Consider the following 16,360-nt stretch of genomic DNA (forward strand, 5'->3'; position numbering starts at 1 on the left):
GGCGCGCCAGGCTTCGCGTTCCCCTGGGAAGGGAAGCGCGCTGCTCAATGCCGGTGGGCGCCGTGGTCATGTGCCCTGGCAGGGGGGTGGTGGCCATGCGCGGCCCTGGCAGGGCCTCGCTGCGGCGGGCGCACCGGGCTCGGGCGGGCGGCGGCGGGCGTGGCGTGGCCGTGATGCGCGGCCGCCGCGTGGCCTTCGTGCCTTCCCGCCGCGGCAGGAGGCGCGGGCGGGTGCCCGCCATGGCTCATCCCCTCCATGCCGTGCACCATCGAGGGATCCACCGTCACGGCGCCCGGGTCGCCGGGAAAGGCCGCGATCACCAGCCGCATCAGCGCGATCTCCTGCAGCTGGTCGGTGACGATGTCGGTGTTCATGCGGTGCAGGAACGGGTTCCGCGCCGCCGCCTCGGCGTGGTAGGCGCGCGCCATCTCCACCGCGGCCTCGTGGTGGATGATCATCGCCTTGGCGAAGCGCACGTCCTCCTCGCTCACCGGGCTCACCGCCCAGGCGGGCGGCGCCGGGATCGGCGTCTTGAAGAAGCGCCAGCTGCCCTGCAGGTTGGCGGTGGCCACCGGCTGCAGCGCCACGCCCAGGGGCAGCCGCACCGGCGGCAGGGACAGGTTGCGCGCCACCTCGTCCAGCACGGCGATCTCGAAGGCCTGGTTGGCGACGATGGCGCGCGACAGCTGCTGCAGCAGCGGCGACGAGCGGCCGGGATTGGCCAGGTAGTCGCGGCTCATCGTCAGGGCGCCGGCATGGTGCGGCCGCATGCTGGCCACGTAGTCGCGGTCCGCCCGCTGCACGGCGGCATCCTGCCGGACGAAGAGCGTCGTCTGGACGGTGCCGATGGCGGCGTCGAAGGATTCGATCTCCAGGGCGCGGGCGGGGAAGGCCAGCAGCAGCGCGGCCGCGCAGAGCGCGGGCAGGCGCCGGCAAGGGTCATGTGTCATGGTCGAGGGTTCCGATGGCCCGCGCGCCGCCTGGCGCTGGCCGGACCGCATGGAAAGGAAAAGTGGAGGGGTGCGGGTGCGTCAGGCCGCGCGCTGCGGCGGGCGCAGCGCGGGCGGCACGTCGCGCCCCGCAGGCGCGGCAGCGGGCGAGGGCGCGATTCCCGCCGGCACGGCCGGCAGGACGAGGCGCCAGACCGGCGCCGGAAGCGCCGGCATCACCGCGGTGCACGCGATGCCCTGGCAGGGCAGGCGGCCCTGCGGCATGTCCGCAGGCGGCGGCGCGTGGTGGCCATCGGCGGCGCAGGGTGCCTCATGCACGGAAGGCGCAGCCAGCGCGGGCAGCGCCATGCCGATGGAGAGCGCCAGCACCGCGGCGGCGAGCAGGCCAGACAGCAGGCGGCGCAGGCTGGTCCAGCCTGGAGCGACACCTGCGATCTGCTGCGGCCCTTGCATGACCAAGCCTTCCTGCTCGCGGGCGATATGGCGCGCGCCGCGCCGGCATGCAAGGAATCGCCGGAGGAGGACGTGCATGAAGCCCACCTTGCCGCCGGTCCGCAGCGCCATCACGCCGGTTCCCGCCATCGGCGAAGCGGACCCCGCCCGCCGCATCGCGCTGCTGCACGCCATCGAGCGCAAGCTGCTCTGGCTCTCATCCTGGATGATCCACCACGCCAACCACGTGCGCCCCTCGCGCGACGGGCTGAAGGTCGGCGGGCACCAGGCCTCCTGCGCCTCCTGCGTCTCCATCATGACGGCGCTGTTCCTGGAGGTGCTGAGGCCGGCGGACCGCGTGGCGGTGAAGCCGCATGCCGGGCCGGTGTTCCACGCCATCAACCTGCTGCTCGGCCGCCAGGACGCCGCGCGGATGGAGACGCTGCGTCAGTTCGGCGGCATCCAGCCCTATCCCTCGCGCGTGAAGGACGGGGCGGAGGTGGATTTCTCCACCGGATCGGTCGGGCTCGGCGTGGCGCTCGCCTCCTTCGGCGCGCTGGTGCAGGACTACGTGCGGCTGAAGGAGCTGGCGCCGCCGGGGCTGCCGCGCGGCCGCCACGTCGCCATCGTCGGCGACGCCGAGCTGGACGAGGGCAACATCTACGAGGCCCTGCTGGAAGGCTGGAAGCACGACATCCGCGATGTCTGGTGGGTGGTGGACTACAACCGCCAGAGCCTGGACAGCGTGGTGCAGGACCGCCTGTTCGGCCGCATCGAGGGGCTGTTCCGCGACATGGGCTGGAACGTCGTCACCCTCAAGTACGGCAAGCGGCTGGAGGCGGCCTTCGGGCGCCCGGGCGGCGAGGCGCTGCGCCGCTGGATCGATGACTGCCCCAACAGCCTCTACGCCGCGCTGACCTTCCAAGGCGGTGCCGCGTGGCGCAACGCCCTGCTGGCGGAACTCGGCCGCGACGAGGCGGTGCGCGCCATCCTCGACCCGCTGACGGACGAGGAACTGGCGGCGCTGATGACCAACCTCGGCGGCCACGACGTCGAGACGCTGCTGGAGGCCTTCCGCGCCCAGGACGCCGAGGGCGACCAGCCCACCTGCTTCATCGCCTACACCATCAAGGGCATGGGGCTGCCCTTCGCCGGCCACAAGGACAACCACGCCGGGCTGATGACCAGGGAGCAGATGGAGGGCTTCCGCGCCGAGATGAACATCCGCCCCGGCCATGAATGGGACCCCTTCGAGGGCCTCCCCTTCCCGGCCGAGGAGCTGCGCCGCCTGGTGGAGGCCGCCCCCTTCGCCACGCCGCTGACGCCCGCCGGGCGCCGGCTGGAAGCGCCCGCGCTGCACGTGCCCGCCGCCTTCCCGGTGCCGGCGGCGCGCAAGCTGTCCACCCAGGCCGCCTTCGGGGAAATCCTGTCCGGCATCGGGCGCGGGGAGGGGGAGTTCGCGGAGATGGCCGCGCGCATCGTCACCACCAGCCCGGACGTGACGGTCTCCACCAACCTCGGCCCCTGGGTGAACCGGCGCGGCATCTTCGACCGCCACCAGAAGAACGACGTGTTCCGCGACAGCAAGCTGGCCTCGGCCCAGCGCTGGGGCATGTCGCCCGAAGGGCAGCACATCGAGCTGGGCATCGCCGAGCAGAACCTGTTCCTGGTGCTGGCCGCCTGCGGGCTGGCGCACAGCCTGTATGGCGCGCGGCTGCTGCCGGTCGGCACGGTGTACGACCCCTTCGTGAACCGCGGCCTCGATGCGCTGATCTACGGCTGCTACATGGATGCGCGCTTCCTGCTCGTCTCCACGCCATCGGGCATCACGCTGGGGCCGGAGGGCGGGCAGCACCAATCGGTCAACACGCCGCTGATCGGCATCGCGCAGGACCGGCTGCACGCCTACGAGCCCGCCTTCGCCGATGAGCTGGCCATCCTGATGCGCCATGCCTTCGCGCACATGCAGGCGCCCGACGGGTGCTCGGTGTGGCTGCGCCTCTCCACCCGCGCGCTGGAGCAGCCGGAGCGCAGCCTGGACCCGGCGGCGGTGATCGCCGGCGGCTACTGGGCGGTGGCGCCGGCACCGGGCGCGCGCATCGCCATCGCCTACCAGGGGCCGCTGGCGCCGGAAGCGATGGCCGCCTTCGCCGAGTTGCAGGAGGAGGAGCCGGGCGCCGGGCTGCTGGCCGTCACCAGCGCCGACCGGCTGCACCAGGGCTGGCTGGACAGCCGGCGCCGCGCGCGCTCCGGCCCCGGCGCGGCGCCCTCGCATGTCGAAGCGCTGCTGGCGCCGCTGGCGCCTGGCGCGGGCATCGTCACCCTGCTGGACGGCCACCCGGCCGCGCTGGACTGGCTGGGCGCGGTGCGCGGGCAGCGCGTCGCGGCGCTGGGGGTGGACCGCTTCGGCCAGGCCGGCGACCTGCCGGACCTCTACCGCGAATATGGGCTGGACGAGGCGGCGATCCTGGATGCCTGCGCGCAGCTGCTGCTGGGCTGAACGCGCATTTCCTGGAGGCGGCCTGCTGCGTGGACTTCGGAGCGCCGGCAGACGGGACCGAGGGCCCTTCTGCCGGCGTGCGGCGCCCCGCCCGGGCGCGGACCGCTCAGGCCGGCGTGGCGCCTGGCGGGAGTTGCTGGCGGCGCCGCGTCGCCATGGCCAGACCGGCCAGCCCGGCAACCAGCACCGCCCAGCTGCTCGGTCCTGGCACGGGAATGCTGCCGCAATAGCCGCTGTTGCAGAGCATGTAGGTCGGGGCGGCGGTTCCCAGGGCCAGGACGTCGGCGTGGGTGCCCACCATGCCGAAGGGCACGTTCGCAGCGTCCGAGAGCGTGTAGACCGCGGCGAAGTTGAAGTGCCCGGAGGCGTCAAGGTTGAGGGTCGGGGTGAAGCCGGGGCTGCCCCAGTCGAACTCCATCACCACCGTGTGGGTCATGGCGTCGTAGTTGGTTCCGCAGCTGAGCATGGTGGGGTTGCAGTCCGCCTGCAGCAGCGTCTGGCTGAGGGTGAGGCTGCCCACGGACGGCGCCGGCAGGAACGGGTCAGCGCCGAATTCACCGTACCACCCACCCTGGACGAAAGTCTCGCCTGGAGACAGGGCGATGGTCGCGCGCCCGGAGATGATGGTGGTGGCCGGCGGATCAATGACGCGGGCGATCACCGCGCCGGTCCTGATGACGGCCCCCAGGCTGGCCGCCGGCGGCGCGATGACACCCACGAGGCCGAGGACGTCCCCGGCCTTGCTGACCCAGTACTGCGCCTCCTTGTAGTAGGCGTTCTTGCTGAAGCCGAACCCGAAGAAGCTGAGGATCGCCGCTTGGGAGGGCGTCGGGACCGCGGCCAGCACGGGAACGGCTGCCGCCAGCGCGAGGCCGCGCAACCTGTGGCGCCAGGGCCGCGGAGGGACGGAACGGATCTCGGACATCGTCATGGCCTTCCATTCTGTTGGGCGAAGCCGGCGGGTTGCCGGGCCTCGACGGCGTTGCGCGGTGGGCAACGCACCGATCCTGGATGGCTTCATGCCGACATCGCAACGATGGCGGACGCCCAGCCGAAGCCATGGACGGGCTGACCATCCGGCAAGGTCACGCACCGCGCTAAGCTGGGGGCGTCCAACGGGAGAACAGCCATGCGCATCCGAACCCTCCTCGCCGGCGGCCTCGCGCTGCTGGCCGCCGCCGGCCCGGCCGCGGCGCAGAGCGCCGGTCCTGTCCCGGCGCTGACCACCGGCACCCTCGCCGCGCTGTGCGGCGCCGCGGGCGACGACGCCGACAGCCTGCGCGCCGTCGGCTATTGCCGCGGCGTCTTCGTCGGCATCGGGCAGTATCACTCCATCATGACCGCACAGGCCCGGCTGCGGCCGATCTTCTGCCTGCCCGAGCCCTCGCCGACGCTGGAGGGGCTGCAGGCCGCCTTCACCGCCTGGGCCGCCGCCAACCCCGACCGCCTGAACGAGCGCGCGGCCGAGGGCGTGCTGCGCTTCGCCGCCGCCACCTATCCCTGCGCCGCGCCCGCCCCGGCGCGCCGCCGCTGAACCGGAGGGAACCGACCATGAAGAAGCTGTTCCTCGCCGCCCCGCTGCTGCTGCTCGCCGCTTGCGACGAGCCGCGGCAGATCAGCCCCACCACCCAGCGCATCGGCGGCGGCGCCGCCGGTGGCGCGCTGGCCGGGCTGGCCATCGGCTCCATCTCCGGCAATGCCGGCACCGGGGCGCTGATCGGCGCCGCGGCCGGCGGCGCCGGCGGCTTCGCCTGGGACCAGCACTCCCGCGCGCGCCAGCGGTCGTTCGAGCAGGGCGTCGCGGCGGGCCGCGCTGGGCAGTAGGACGGCAGGCCGCGCCGGGCAGTCACCCGGCGGGCCGCGCCCAGGCCCGCTAGGCTTGCCAGGGCAGCAGGGGCGCGGTCCGCTTCTGGTAGAGGGGATGCTTGGGCGAGCCATCGCCATTCACCCCGAAGCAGAGCGGCCGCAGCCCGGCCAGCAGCGCCGCCACCTGCGCGCCGCGCCAGGCCAGCGGCTTCGGCGGCTGGCCCCAGGCCACCACCAGCGGGTCGGCGCGGCGGGCGTGGTGCAGGATGGCGGCGTCGTTGCCCGCCCCCACCGGGTCCGCCGCCTCCAGCAGGCGGGACTTGTCGGTGGCGCGGTAGGCGAAGGCGTTGAGCATGACGCAGCCGCCGCAGCCCCACAGGTGGCGTGCGCGCCACATCACCCCCTGCACCGTGGGGTCGTCGGCGTCCTCATCCGCCGTGGAGGGGTTCATGCCGATCACCGCCGCCACCCCGGGGGCGCCCATCGGCAGGCCGTCCCAGCGCCGCTCCAGCCACCAGCGGTGGCGGCGGTCGGCGGAGAACTCGGCGGCGGAGGCGACGTCGGGCGCCAAACGCAGGCGGACCTTGCCGCCGGGGTCATGGGGGTCGGACATGCGCCGCAGTCTTGGCGCAGGGGCGATTCCGGTCTAGACGCCGCCCTTCCAGCCGGGAACGCGGCCAAGGCGCGGGCGTGGTGGAATTGGCAGACACGCTGGATTTAGGTTCCAGTGGCGCAAGCCGTGGGGGTTCAAGTCCCTCCGTCCGCACCACGCCCCGGGGCCGCCAGCCACAGACGAGACGGAAAGAGTGCAGGCCATGCAGGTCACCGAGGTTGCGAACGAGGGTCTGAAGCGGGCCTACAGCGTGGTGGTGCCGGCCGCCGCCATCGCCGCGCAGAAGGACAAGCGCCTGGCGGAGCTGGGCAAGGACCTGCGCATCCCCGGTTTCCGCCCCGGCAAGGTGCCCGCCAAGGTGGTGCAGGCCCGCTACGGCCAGGCCGTGATGGGCGAGGTGCTGGAAGCCTCGGTGAACGAGGCGCAGGGCGAGGTGGTGAAGCAGAACAACCTGCGCCCGGCCCTGCAGCCCAAGATCGAGCTGGTGAACTTCGCCGAGGGCACGGACCTCGAGTTCCGCATGGACGTCGAGATCCTGCCCGAGATCCCGATGCCCGACTTCGCCGCCATCAGCCTGACCCGGCTGAAGGCCACCCCGGCCGAGGCCGCGGTGCAGGAGGCGCTGGACGGCATCGCCCGCCGCAATGCCTCGCTGGAGGAGACCGAGGGCCGCGCCGCCGCCAAGGGCGAGGTGCTGGTCTGCGACTTCGTCGGTCGCATCGACGGCGAGGAGTTCCCCGGCGGCGCCGCCAACGACATGCCCATCGAGGTCGCCGGTGCCGGCTTCATCCCCGGCTTCACCGAGCAGCTGGAAGGCATGGCCCCCGGCGAGACGCGCGTGGTTTCCGTGACCTTCCCGGAGGAGTACGGCGCCAAGGAGCTGGCCGGCAAGGCGGCCGAGTTCACCGTCACCGCCAAGGCGCTGAAGGTCTACGCCAAGCCCGCGCAGGACGACGAGTTCGCCAAGAAGATGGGCCTGGACGACATGGCCGCCCTGCGCGCGCGCATCACCGAGATGCTGCAGGCCGAGTACGACGCCGGCGCCCGCATGGCGGTGAAGCGCAAGCTGCTGGACGCCCTGGCCGACCAGGCCAGCTTCCCGGTGCCGGAAGGCATGGTGGAGAACGAGTTCGCCCAGATCTGGCAGCGCGTGGAGGCCGACATGAAGGCCGGCAAGCTGGAAGGCGACGACGCCAGCAAGGACGAGGCGACCCTGAAGGCCGAGTACCGCGGCATCGCCGAGCGGCGCATCCGCCTGGGCCTGCTGATCGCGGAGATCGGCCGCACCAACAACATTGAGGTGACGCGCGAGGAGCTGGGCAACGCGCTGCGCCAGGAGGTCGCGCGCTATCCAGGCCAGGAGAAGCAGGTCTTCGAGTTCTTCCAGAAGAACCCGCAGGCCATGGAGAACCTGCGCTCGCCCATCTTCGAGGAGAAGGTGGTGGACTTCATGCTGGAGCTGGCCAAGGTGGACACCCAGGACGCCACCCCGGAGGAGATCCAGAAGGCCGCCGCCGGGGAGTGACCCCGCCGCCGGGCTGACGCTTCGCCCCCATGCGGCCCCGTGCCGCATGGGGGTTTTCTTTAACCCCGGAACGCCCACATTCTGCCCCTCGGAGGACGGTTCGCCGGGCAGGATTCGCCGGTGCCGCCCGCCGCCCGCGCCCATCCCGGGGCGGGCGACCCCAAGGGGAAGAACAGTCATGCGGGACCGCGATCCGGTCGAAGTCTACAACAACTCGCTGGTTCCGATGGTGGTGGAGCAATCCAGCCGCGGCGAGCGGGCCTACGACATCTATTCGCGCCTGCTGAAGGAGCGGATCATCTTCCTGACCGGCGCGGTGTACGACCAGGTGTCGTCGCTCCTCTGCGCCCAGCTCCTGTTCCTGGAGAGCGAGAACCCGAACAAGGAGATCTCGTTCTACATCAACTCGCCGGGCGGCGTGGTGAGCGCGGGCCTCGCGATCTATGACACCATGCAGTACATCCGCTCCCCGGTCAGCACGGTGTGCATCGGCATGGCCGCCTCCATGGGCTCCCTGCTGCTGACGGCGGGCGCGCACGGCAAGCGCTTCGCCCTGCCCAACGCGCGGGTGATGGTGCACCAGCCCTCCGGTGGCGCGCAGGGCCAGGCGACGGACATCGAGATCCAGGCGCGCGAGATCCTGACGCTGCGCCGGCGCCTGAACGAGATCTACGTCAAGCACACCGGCCAGCCGGTGGAGGCCATCGAGGCCAAGCTGGAGCGCGACAGCTACATGTCTGCCGAGGAGGCGCTGGCCTTCGGCCTCATTGACCAAGTGGTGGCGCAGCGCCCGCTTCCGGCGGCGGCCGAGGCCCCCAAGGTCTGATGTTCTGGGAACGTCCCGTGAGCGGACGTTCCCTTTCCCCCGGGGCCCCCGGGGGTCTAGAATGGCACCAACGCGCCCCGGCTGCGGGACGTTCCGCCCGCCGGGGGCGCGAGGAGTGGCGATGAGCAAGTCTGGCGACAGCAAGAACACCCTTTACTGCTCCTTCTGCGGGAAGAGCCAGCACGAGGTCCGCAAGCTGATCGCGGGCCCGACGGTGTTCATCTGCGACGAATGCGTCGAGCTCTGCATGGACATCATCCGTGAGGAGCACAAGACGCACATGGTGAAGACGCGCGACGGCGTGCCGACACCGAAGGAGATCTGCAAGGTCCTCGACGACTACGTGATCGGCCAGGACCACGCGAAGAAGGTCCTCAGCGTCGCGGTCCACAACCACTACAAGCGGCTGGCGGCGGGGCAGAAGAACAACGACGTCGAGATCGCCAAGAGCAACATCATGCTCATCGGGCCCACCGGCTCGGGCAAGACGCTGCTGGCGCAGACGCTGGCGCGCATCCTCGACGTGCCCTTCACCATGGCCGACGCCACCACGCTGACCGAGGCCGGCTACGTCGGCGAGGACGTGGAGAACATCATCCTCAAGCTGCTGCAGGCGGCGGACTACAACGTGGAACGCGCGCAGCGCGGCATCGTCTACATCGACGAAATCGACAAGATCTCCCGCAAGTCGGACAACCCCTCCATCACCCGCGACGTCTCGGGCGAGGGCGTGCAGCAGGCGCTGCTGAAGATCATGGAGGGCACGGTGGCCTCCGTGCCGCCGCAGGGCGGGCGCAAGCATCCGCAGCAGGAATTCCTGCAGGTGGACACCTCCAACATCCTGTTCATCTGCGGCGGCGCCTTCGCGGGGCTGGAGCGCATCATCGGCGCGCGCGGCAAGGGCTCGGGCATCGGCTTCGGCGCCGAGGTCCGCGACCCGGACGAGCGCCGCACCGGCGCCATCCTGCGCGAGGTGGAGCCGGAGGACCTGCTGAAGTTCGGCCTGATCCCCGAGTTCATCGGCCGCCTGCCGGTGGTGGCGACGCTGGAGGACCTGGACGAGCGCACGCTCATCGAGATCCTCACCAAGCCGAAGAACGCGCTGCTGAAGCAGTACCAGCGCCTGTTCGAGATGGAGGGCGCCAAGCTCACCTTCACGGAGGACGCGCTGAAGGCGGTGGCCATGCGCGCCATCCAGCGCAAGACCGGCGCCCGCGGCCTGCGCTCGATCATGGAGCAGATCCTGCTGTCCACCATGTTCGAGCTGCCCGGCATGCCCGACGTGGACGAGGTGGTGGTGAACCGCGAAGTGGCGGAGAACCGCGCCCAGCCCCTGTTCACCTACACCGAGAAGCCCGCCGAGCAGAGCGCGGGGTGATGCGTGCGGCCCTGGAATCCGGGGCCGCGCATGACCAAATGGTGAATGCGAAACCGTGGCCGTGCGGGGCGTGCCGTTTCCGGGCGCCTGCCGGCCGACTGTCCCCTGAGAGGTCCCCATGACGGAAACCATCCGCGGCGAGTTGCTGCCCGTGCTGCCGCTGCGGGACATCGTCGTCTTCCCGCACATGATCGTCCCGCTCTTCGTGGGCCGGGAGAAGTCCGTGCGCGCGCTGGAAGCGGTGATGACGGACGACAAGCAGATCCTGTTGGTGGCGCAGAAGAACGCCGCCCAGGACGACCCCGGCGCCAAGGACCTCTACGAGGTCGGCACCGTGTCCACCGTGCTGCAGCTGCTGAAGCTTCCCGACGGCACGGTGAAGGTGCTGGTGGAGGGCGGCAAGCGCGCCCGCATCGCCGGCTTCAAGGAGACGGAAAGCCACTTCGAGGCCTTCGCCGAGGTGATCGAGGAGCCGCAGGCCGAGAAGCGCGAGGTGGAGGCGCTGATGCGCTCCGTCGTCTCGCAGTTCGAGAGCTACATCAAGCTCAACAAGAAGATCGCGCCGGAGGTGCTGGTCTCGGTCAACCAGATCGAGGACGCGGGCAAGCTGGCGGACACCGTCGCCTCCCACCTGTCCATCAAGATCCCCGAGAAGCAGGAGCTGCTCGAGGCCTCCGGCATCGCGCAGCGGCTGGAGCGCGTCTTCGCCCACATGGAGGGCGAGATGAGCGTGCTGCAGGTGGAGAAGCGCATCCGCAACCGCGTGAAGCGGCAGATGGAGAAGACCCAGCGCGAGTACTACCTGAACGAGCAGCTGAAGGCGATCCAGAAGGAGCTGGGCGAGGGCGAGGACGGCAAGGACGAGGCCGCCGAGCTGGAGGCGCGCATCAACGCCACCAAGCTGAGCAAGGAGGCGCGGGAGAAGGCGCTGGGCGAGCTGAAGAAGCTGCGCTCCATGAGCCCGATGAGCGCCGAGGCGACGGTGGTCCGCAATTACCTCGACTGGATCCTGTCCATCCCCTGGAAGAAGAAGTCCGTCGTCCGCAACGACATCGTCAAGGCCGAGGCGGTGCTCGACGCCGACCACTACGGGCTGGAGAAGGTCAAGGAGCGCATCATCGAGTACCTGGCGGTGCAGTCCAGGTCGCGGAAGATCCGCGGCCCCATCCTGTGCCTGGTCGGCCCGCCCGGCGTGGGCAAGACCAGCCTGGGCAAGTCCATCGCCAAGGCGACGGGGCGCAACTTCGTGCGCATGAGCCTGGGCGGCGTGCGCGACGAGGCGGAGATCCGCGGCCACCGGCGGACCTACATCGGCTCCATGCCGGGCAAGGTCATCCAGGGGATGAAGAAGGCCAAGACCTCCAACCCGCTGTTCCTGCTGGACGAGATCGACAAGCTGGGCGCCGACTGGCGCGGCGACCCGTCGAGCGCGCTGCTGGAGGTGCTGGACCCCGAGCAGAACGGCACCTTCGGCGACCACTACCTGGAGGTGGACTACGACCTGTCGGACGTGATGTTCGTCACCACCGCCAACAGCCTGCGCATGCCCCAGCCGCTGCTGGACCGCATGGAGATCATCCGCATCCCCGGCTACACCGAGGAGGAGAAGGTGGAGATCGCCAAGCGCCACCTGATCCCCAAGGTGACGGAGGCCAACGGGCTGAAGGCCGGCGAGTGGACCATCCACGAGGACGCCATCCGCGACATGGTGCGCTACTACACGCGCGAGGCCGGCGTGCGGAACCTGGAGCGCGAGCTGGGCGGGCTGGCGCGCAAGGCGGTGAAGGAGATCGTCTCCAAGAAGGCCAAGAAGGTCGCGATGACGCGCAAGAACCTCGACAAGTATGCCGGGGTGCGCAAGTTCCGCTACGGCGAGGCCGAGAGCGAGGACCAGGTGGGCGTCGTCACCGGCCTGGCCTGGACGGAAGTGGGCGGCGACATCCTGTCCATCGAGTCCGTGGTGGTGCCGGGGAAGGGCAACGTGAAGCCCACCGGCCAGCTGGGCGACGTGATGAAGGAAAGCGTGAGCGCCGCGCTGTCCTACGTGCGCTCGCGTTCCGTGCAGTTCGGCCTGAAGCCGACGCTGTTCGAGAAGCGCGACATCCACGTGCACGTGCCCGAGGGCGCGACGCCGAAGGATGGCCCCAGCGCGGGCATCGCGATGGCGACGAGCATCGTCTCGGTGCTGACCGGCATCCCGGTGCGGCGCGACGTGGCGATGACGGGCGAGATCACGCTGCGCGGCCGGGTGCTGCCGATCGGCGGGCTGAAGGAGAAGCTGCTGGCCGCGCTGCGCGCGGGCATCACCACCGTCTTCATCCCGAAGGAGAACGAGAAGGACTTGGCCGAGATCCCAGACAGCGTGAAGAAGGCCATCAAGGTGCTGCCGGTGGCCCATGTGGACGAGGTGATCGCCCAGGCGCTGGTGCGCCCGCCCGAGGCGATCACCTGGGTGGAGCCGGAGGAGGTGCCGCCCGCCGCGGCGGCGCCGGAAACCGGCGTCCGCCCGCACTGAGCCGGAGAGGGGGAGGGGGCTGCGGCTCCCTCCCTTTCCGATTCAGGGGGTTGGGCGCAAAGCGGCGGTTTTCCTTGGGAAATGGCGCATGCTTTGGTTGACGCGGCCGGAATCTGGCGATTAGTGTCCCGCGATCGCCGCGCGGAGGAATCGGCCCCCGCCGGCACGGGCCCACAGAAGGGGGAGGTATTCCCGATGAACAAGCAGGATCTGGTGGCGGTGGTCGCCGATACCGGCGAGATGTCGAAGGCCAAGGCCGGCGAGGTGCTGGACGCGGTGTTCGAGGCCATCACCAAGGCGCTGTCGAAGAAGGGCGGCGAGGTCCGGCTGGTCGGCTTCGGCACCTTCTCGACCTCCAAGCGCAAGGCTGGCAAGGGCCGCAATCCCCGCACGGGCGAGGAGATCAAGATCCCCGCCTCCACCACCGTCCGCTTCAAGGCCGGCAAGGGCCTGAAGGACGCGGTGAACTGAGGCGCCTCGCGCGCCACCCGCGAAGCCGGCCTTCGGGCCGGCTTTTTTTGTGCCCGCGCCGGCCGGCTGCGGGTGGCCGCCGGCAGCCGCCATTGCCCTGGGCAGCGCCGGCGGGGGCGTGGTATGGGCTGGTCGCCGATGCCACGCATCGGGGCGCTTAGCTCAGCTGGGAGAGCGCCTGCTTTACACGCAGGATGTCGGCGGTTCGATCCCGTCAGCGCCCACCATTTTTGCCCGCCGCCCGCGTTGACAGGGGCGATCAGGGGCCGTAAACGCCGGTCCACGCTGCGCGGGTGTAGCTCAGTCGGTTAGAGCGCCGGCCTGTCACGCCGGAGGTCGCGGGTTCGAGCCCCGTCACTCGCGCCAGTGTTTCCCGACATCGCCGGTCCGGTTTCGGCACCGCAAGTTGTTGGTGCCGTAAGGAATTTCCCCCTGTCTCCCTATGGCGGCGGCCGGCGTTCGGGCGTATGGTGCGCCGCAATCGCGGGGTGCGGAAATCCCGTGCACGCGCATGCCTGAAGGCAAGGTGGACCGAGGATGAACCAGCCCCTGCTCGCCGAGTATTTCCCCATCCTGGTCTTCCTGGGAATCGCGGCCGGCATCGCCGCGGCGATGGTCGGCGGCTCGCTGCTGGTGGCGCGGCAGAAGCCGAACGCGGAGAAGCTCTCGGCCTACGAATGCGGCTTCGAACCCTTCGACGACACCCGCCGCCGCTTCGACGTGCGGTTCTACCTGGTGGCCATCCTGTTCATCATCTTCGACCTGGAGGTGGCCTTCCTGTTCCCCTGGGCGGTCAGCCTGGGCGAGATCGGCTGGCTGGGCTTCTTCTCCATGATGGGCTTCTTGGGCGTGCTGACGGTCGGCTTCATCTACGAATGGCGCAAGGGCGCCCTGGATTGGGAGTGAGCGGGATGAGCGATCTCGCCTGGAACAAGGACGCGCTGGCGCCCGGCGCCCAGCAGGACGCCGTCATCAAGGCCGTGACCGGCGAGATCGAGGACAAGGGCTTCGTCGTCGCTAGCCTGGACAAGGTGGTGAACTGGGCGCGCACCGGCAGCCTGTGGCCGATGACCTTCGGCCTGGCGTGCTGCGCCGTGCCGATGATCCACGCCTACATGGCGCGCTACGACCTCGACCGCTTCGGCATCATCCCGCGCGGCTCGCCGCGGCAGAGCGACGTGATGATCGTGGCCGGCACGCTGACCAACAAGATGGCCCCGGCGCTGCGCAAGGTCTACGACCAGATGAGCGAGCCGCGCTGGGTGATCTCCATGGGCTCCTGCGCCAATGGCGGCGGCTACTACCACTACTCCTACGCGGTGGTGCGCGGCTGCGACCGCGTGGTGCCGGTGGATGTCTACGTGCCCGGTTGCCCGCCGACGGCGGAGGCGCTGGTCTACGGCATCCTCCAGCTGCAGAAGAAGATCCGCCGGACGGGGACCATCCTCCGTGGTTGACGCGCTGGAAGCCGCCATCAAGGCCGCCATCGCCGACCGCCTTCCGGTCGATTACGCCCGCGCCAACAGCGGCCGGGAGCTGGTGCTGCACACCACGCGCGCCGCGCTGCCGGCGCTGATGCTGCTGCTGCGCGACGCGCCCGAGCTGGACTTCGCGCAGTGCATGGACATCTGCGGCGTGGACCACCCCTCGCGCCCCGAGCGCTTCGACGTGGTCTACAACCTGCTGTCGCTGACGCGGAACGCGCGCGTGACGGTGGTGGTCCCCACCGACGAGGCGCAGCCGGTGCCCAGCGTCTCCGCCCTGTGGCCCTCCGCCACCTGGTTCGAGCGCGAGGCCTGGGACATGTTCGGCATCACCTTCGCCGGGCTGACGGATCTGCGCCGCCTGCTGACCGACTACGGCTTCGAGGGGCACCCGCTGCGCAAGGACTTCCCGCTGACCGGCTTCAGCGAGGTCCGCTACGACGCCGAGGCCGGGCGCGTGGTCTACGAGCCGGTGAAGCTGACGCAGGATTTCCGCGACTTCGACTTCCTCAGCCCCTGGGAGGCGATGACCACGCTTCCTGGCGACGAGAAGGTCCACCTGAACAGGATTGAGGCGCCAAAGGAATGAGCGTCACGACGACCGTGCTGGACGACACCCCCGGCGCCGGCCCGCAGGAGCACCTGCGCACCGTGCAGGTGGACAGCCACACCATCAACTTCGGCCCGCAGCACCCGGCGGCGCACGGCGTGCTGCGCCTCATCCTCGAGATGAAGGGCGAGGTGGTGGAGCGCGCCGACCCGCATATCGGCCTGCTGCACCGCGGCACCGAGAAGCTGATCGAGCACAAGACCTACATCCAGGCGAACCCCTATTTCGACCGCCTGGACTACGTCTCGCCCATGTGCATGGAGCACCCCTTCGTGCTGGCGCAGGAGAAGCTGCTGGGCATCGAGGAGATGGTGCCGCCGCGCGCGCGCTGGATCCGCACGATGTTCGCGGAACTCACGCGCATCATGAACCACCTGCTGAACGTGACGACCTACGCGCTGGATTGCGGCGCCATCACCCCGGCGCTGTGGGGCTTCGAGCAGCGCGAGCACCTGCTCGAGATGTACGAGATGACGGGTGGATCGCACTACCACGTCAACTACTTCCGCGCCGGCGGGGTGGCGAAGGACATCCCCGCGGAGCTGGAGCCGAAGATCCGCGCCTGGGCCGCGCAGTTCCCGAAGTTCCTGGATGAGCTGGAAGGGCTGCTGACGGAGAACCGCATCTTCAAGCAGCGCACCGTGGACATCGGCGTGATGACGGCGGAGCAGGCGATGGCCTGGGGCTTCTCGGGCCCCAACATCCGCGCCTCCGGCGTCGCGTGGGACCTGCGCAAGAGCCAGCCCTACGACATGTACCACGAGGTCGAGTTCGAGGTGCCGGTCGGCCGCAACGGCGATTGCTACGACCGCTACCTGATCCGCATGGCGGAGATGCGGCAGTCTCTGTCCATCGTGCTGCAATGCCTGGACAAGATGCCCGAGGGGCCGGTGAAGATCGCCGACAGCAAGATCAGCCCGCCGAAGCGCGCCGACATGAAGCGCTCGATGGAGGCGCTGATCCATCACTTCAAGCTCTACACCGAAGGCTACCACGTGCCCGCCGGCCAGACCTACACCGTGACCGAGGCGCCCAAGGGCGAGTTCGGCGTCTTCCTCGTCAGCGACGGCACCAACAAGCCCTATCGCTGCAAGATCCGTGCGCCCGGCTTCGCGCACCTCCAGGCGATGGAGGCGCTGAGCAAGGGGCACATGCTGGCGGATGCCGTGGCGGTGATCGGCAGCCTGGACATCGTGTTCGGGGAGATCGACCGGTGAGCGGCGAGAAGGGCCAGAACCAGCGCTCCTCGG

At 70.2% G+C, this 16,360-nt stretch carries 16 protein-coding genes and 3 tRNA genes; 15 read left to right on the forward strand and 4 right to left on the reverse strand.

What is annotated here, in order from left to right:
• Positions 1-44: 44 nt before the first annotated feature.
• The gene (locus ACI6QG_RS00725; RefSeq protein ID WP_407022642.1) at positions 45-950 is read right to left on the reverse strand and encodes a DUF305 domain-containing protein; all 906 of its coding nucleotides are present in this window, start codon (positions 948-950) and stop codon (positions 45-47) included.
• An 81-nt stretch (positions 951-1,031) separates the two neighbouring features.
• Complete coding sequence (locus tag ACI6QG_RS00730) at positions 1,032-1,403, reverse strand: hypothetical protein (protein ID WP_407022643.1); 372 nt, start codon at positions 1,401-1,403, stop codon at positions 1,032-1,034.
• Positions 1,404-1,479: 76 nt separating this feature from the next.
• Here ACI6QG_RS00730 and ACI6QG_RS00735 point away from each other — a divergent pair, with 76 nt between their 5' ends.
• Positions 1,480-3,882 (forward strand): 1-deoxy-D-xylulose-5-phosphate synthase N-terminal domain-containing protein, encoded by a 2,403-nt coding sequence (locus ACI6QG_RS00735; protein WP_491630710.1) that lies wholly within the window; start codon positions 1,480-1,482, stop codon positions 3,880-3,882.
• Positions 3,883-3,988: 106 nt separating this feature from the next.
• On the opposite strand, the gene ACI6QG_RS00740 is transcribed toward ACI6QG_RS00735, so the two are convergent.
• A complete protein-coding gene (locus tag ACI6QG_RS00740) occupies positions 3,989-4,813 on the reverse strand; it encodes a hypothetical protein (RefSeq protein ID WP_407022644.1) in 825 nt (274 codons plus the stop codon).
• Between the two features lie 198 nt (positions 4,814-5,011).
• On the opposite strand from ACI6QG_RS00740, the gene ACI6QG_RS00745 reads away from it, so the two are divergent.
• Positions 5,012-5,416, forward strand: a complete 405-nt coding sequence (locus tag ACI6QG_RS00745; protein ID WP_407022645.1) for a Rap1a/Tai family immunity protein — start codon at positions 5,012-5,014, stop codon at positions 5,414-5,416.
• Between the two features lie 17 nt (positions 5,417-5,433).
• Positions 5,434-5,706, forward strand: a complete 273-nt coding sequence (locus ACI6QG_RS00750) for a YMGG-like glycine zipper-containing protein (protein WP_407022646.1) — start codon at positions 5,434-5,436, stop codon at positions 5,704-5,706.
• Positions 5,707-5,755: 49 nt separating this feature from the next.
• Here the strand turns inward: ACI6QG_RS00750 and ACI6QG_RS00755 are convergent, their stop codons facing one another.
• Entirely contained in the window at positions 5,756-6,301 is a 546-nt protein-coding gene (locus tag ACI6QG_RS00755; RefSeq protein ID WP_407022647.1) for a DUF1643 domain-containing protein, read from the reverse strand.
• Between the two features lie 71 nt (positions 6,302-6,372).
• Here ACI6QG_RS00755 and ACI6QG_RS00760 point away from each other — a divergent pair.
• The 12 genes from ACI6QG_RS00760 (at position 6,373) to ACI6QG_RS00815 (ending at position 16,327) form a co-directional block, all read left to right on the forward strand.
• A tRNA-Leu gene (locus ACI6QG_RS00760) sits at positions 6,373-6,457 on the forward strand.
• A 46-nt stretch (positions 6,458-6,503) separates the two neighbouring features.
• Positions 6,504-7,826, forward strand: a complete 1,323-nt coding sequence (tig, locus tag ACI6QG_RS00765) for a trigger factor (protein ID WP_407022648.1) — start codon at positions 6,504-6,506, stop codon at positions 7,824-7,826.
• A 178-nt stretch (positions 7,827-8,004) separates the two neighbouring features.
• On the forward strand, positions 8,005-8,652 hold the full coding sequence (clpP, locus tag ACI6QG_RS00770) for an ATP-dependent Clp endopeptidase proteolytic subunit ClpP (protein ID WP_407022649.1): 648 nt from the start codon (positions 8,005-8,007) through the stop codon (positions 8,650-8,652).
• A gap of 121 nt (positions 8,653-8,773) precedes the next feature.
• Positions 8,774-10,030, forward strand: a complete 1,257-nt coding sequence (clpX, locus tag ACI6QG_RS00775; RefSeq protein ID WP_407022650.1) for an ATP-dependent Clp protease ATP-binding subunit ClpX — start codon at positions 8,774-8,776, stop codon at positions 10,028-10,030.
• A gap of 118 nt (positions 10,031-10,148) precedes the next feature.
• The gene (gene lon / locus ACI6QG_RS00780; RefSeq protein WP_407022651.1) at positions 10,149-12,545 is read left to right on the forward strand and encodes an endopeptidase La; all 2,397 of its coding nucleotides are present in this window, start codon (positions 10,149-10,151) and stop codon (positions 12,543-12,545) included.
• 195 nt (positions 12,546-12,740) lie between these two features.
• Positions 12,741-13,016: an HU family DNA-binding protein gene (locus tag ACI6QG_RS00785; protein WP_407022652.1), complete on the forward strand. Its 276-nt coding sequence runs from the start codon at positions 12,741-12,743 to the stop codon at positions 13,014-13,016.
• 151 nt (positions 13,017-13,167) lie between these two features.
• Positions 13,168-13,243 (forward strand) — tRNA-Val (locus ACI6QG_RS00790).
• Positions 13,244-13,305: 62 nt separating this feature from the next.
• Positions 13,306-13,382 (forward strand) — tRNA-Asp (locus ACI6QG_RS00795).
• 171 nt (positions 13,383-13,553) lie between these two features.
• Positions 13,554-13,922, forward strand: coding sequence for an NADH-quinone oxidoreductase subunit A (locus ACI6QG_RS00800; protein WP_407022653.1), 369 nt, complete (start codon positions 13,554-13,556; stop codon positions 13,920-13,922).
• Positions 13,892-14,473, forward strand: coding sequence for a NuoB/complex I 20 kDa subunit family protein (locus tag ACI6QG_RS00805; RefSeq protein ID WP_407022654.1), 582 nt, complete (start codon positions 13,892-13,894; stop codon positions 14,471-14,473). The genes ACI6QG_RS00800 and ACI6QG_RS00805 overlap by 31 nt, the downstream gene beginning before the upstream one ends.
• Positions 14,466-15,089, forward strand: coding sequence for an NADH-quinone oxidoreductase subunit C (locus ACI6QG_RS00810; RefSeq protein ID WP_407022655.1), 624 nt, complete (start codon positions 14,466-14,468; stop codon positions 15,087-15,089). Before ACI6QG_RS00805 ends, ACI6QG_RS00810 begins: the two co-directional genes overlap by 8 nt.
• The gene (locus ACI6QG_RS00815; protein ID WP_407022656.1) at positions 15,086-16,327 is read left to right on the forward strand and encodes an NADH-quinone oxidoreductase subunit D; all 1,242 of its coding nucleotides are present in this window, start codon (positions 15,086-15,088) and stop codon (positions 16,325-16,327) included. Before ACI6QG_RS00810 ends, ACI6QG_RS00815 begins: the two co-directional genes overlap by 4 nt.
• Positions 16,328-16,360 lie beyond the last annotated feature (33 nt).

Origin of the sequence: Sabulicella flocculans, from assembly GCF_045449635.1 — a bacterium.
Lineage (GTDB): Bacteria > Pseudomonadota > Alphaproteobacteria > Acetobacterales > Acetobacteraceae > Roseococcus.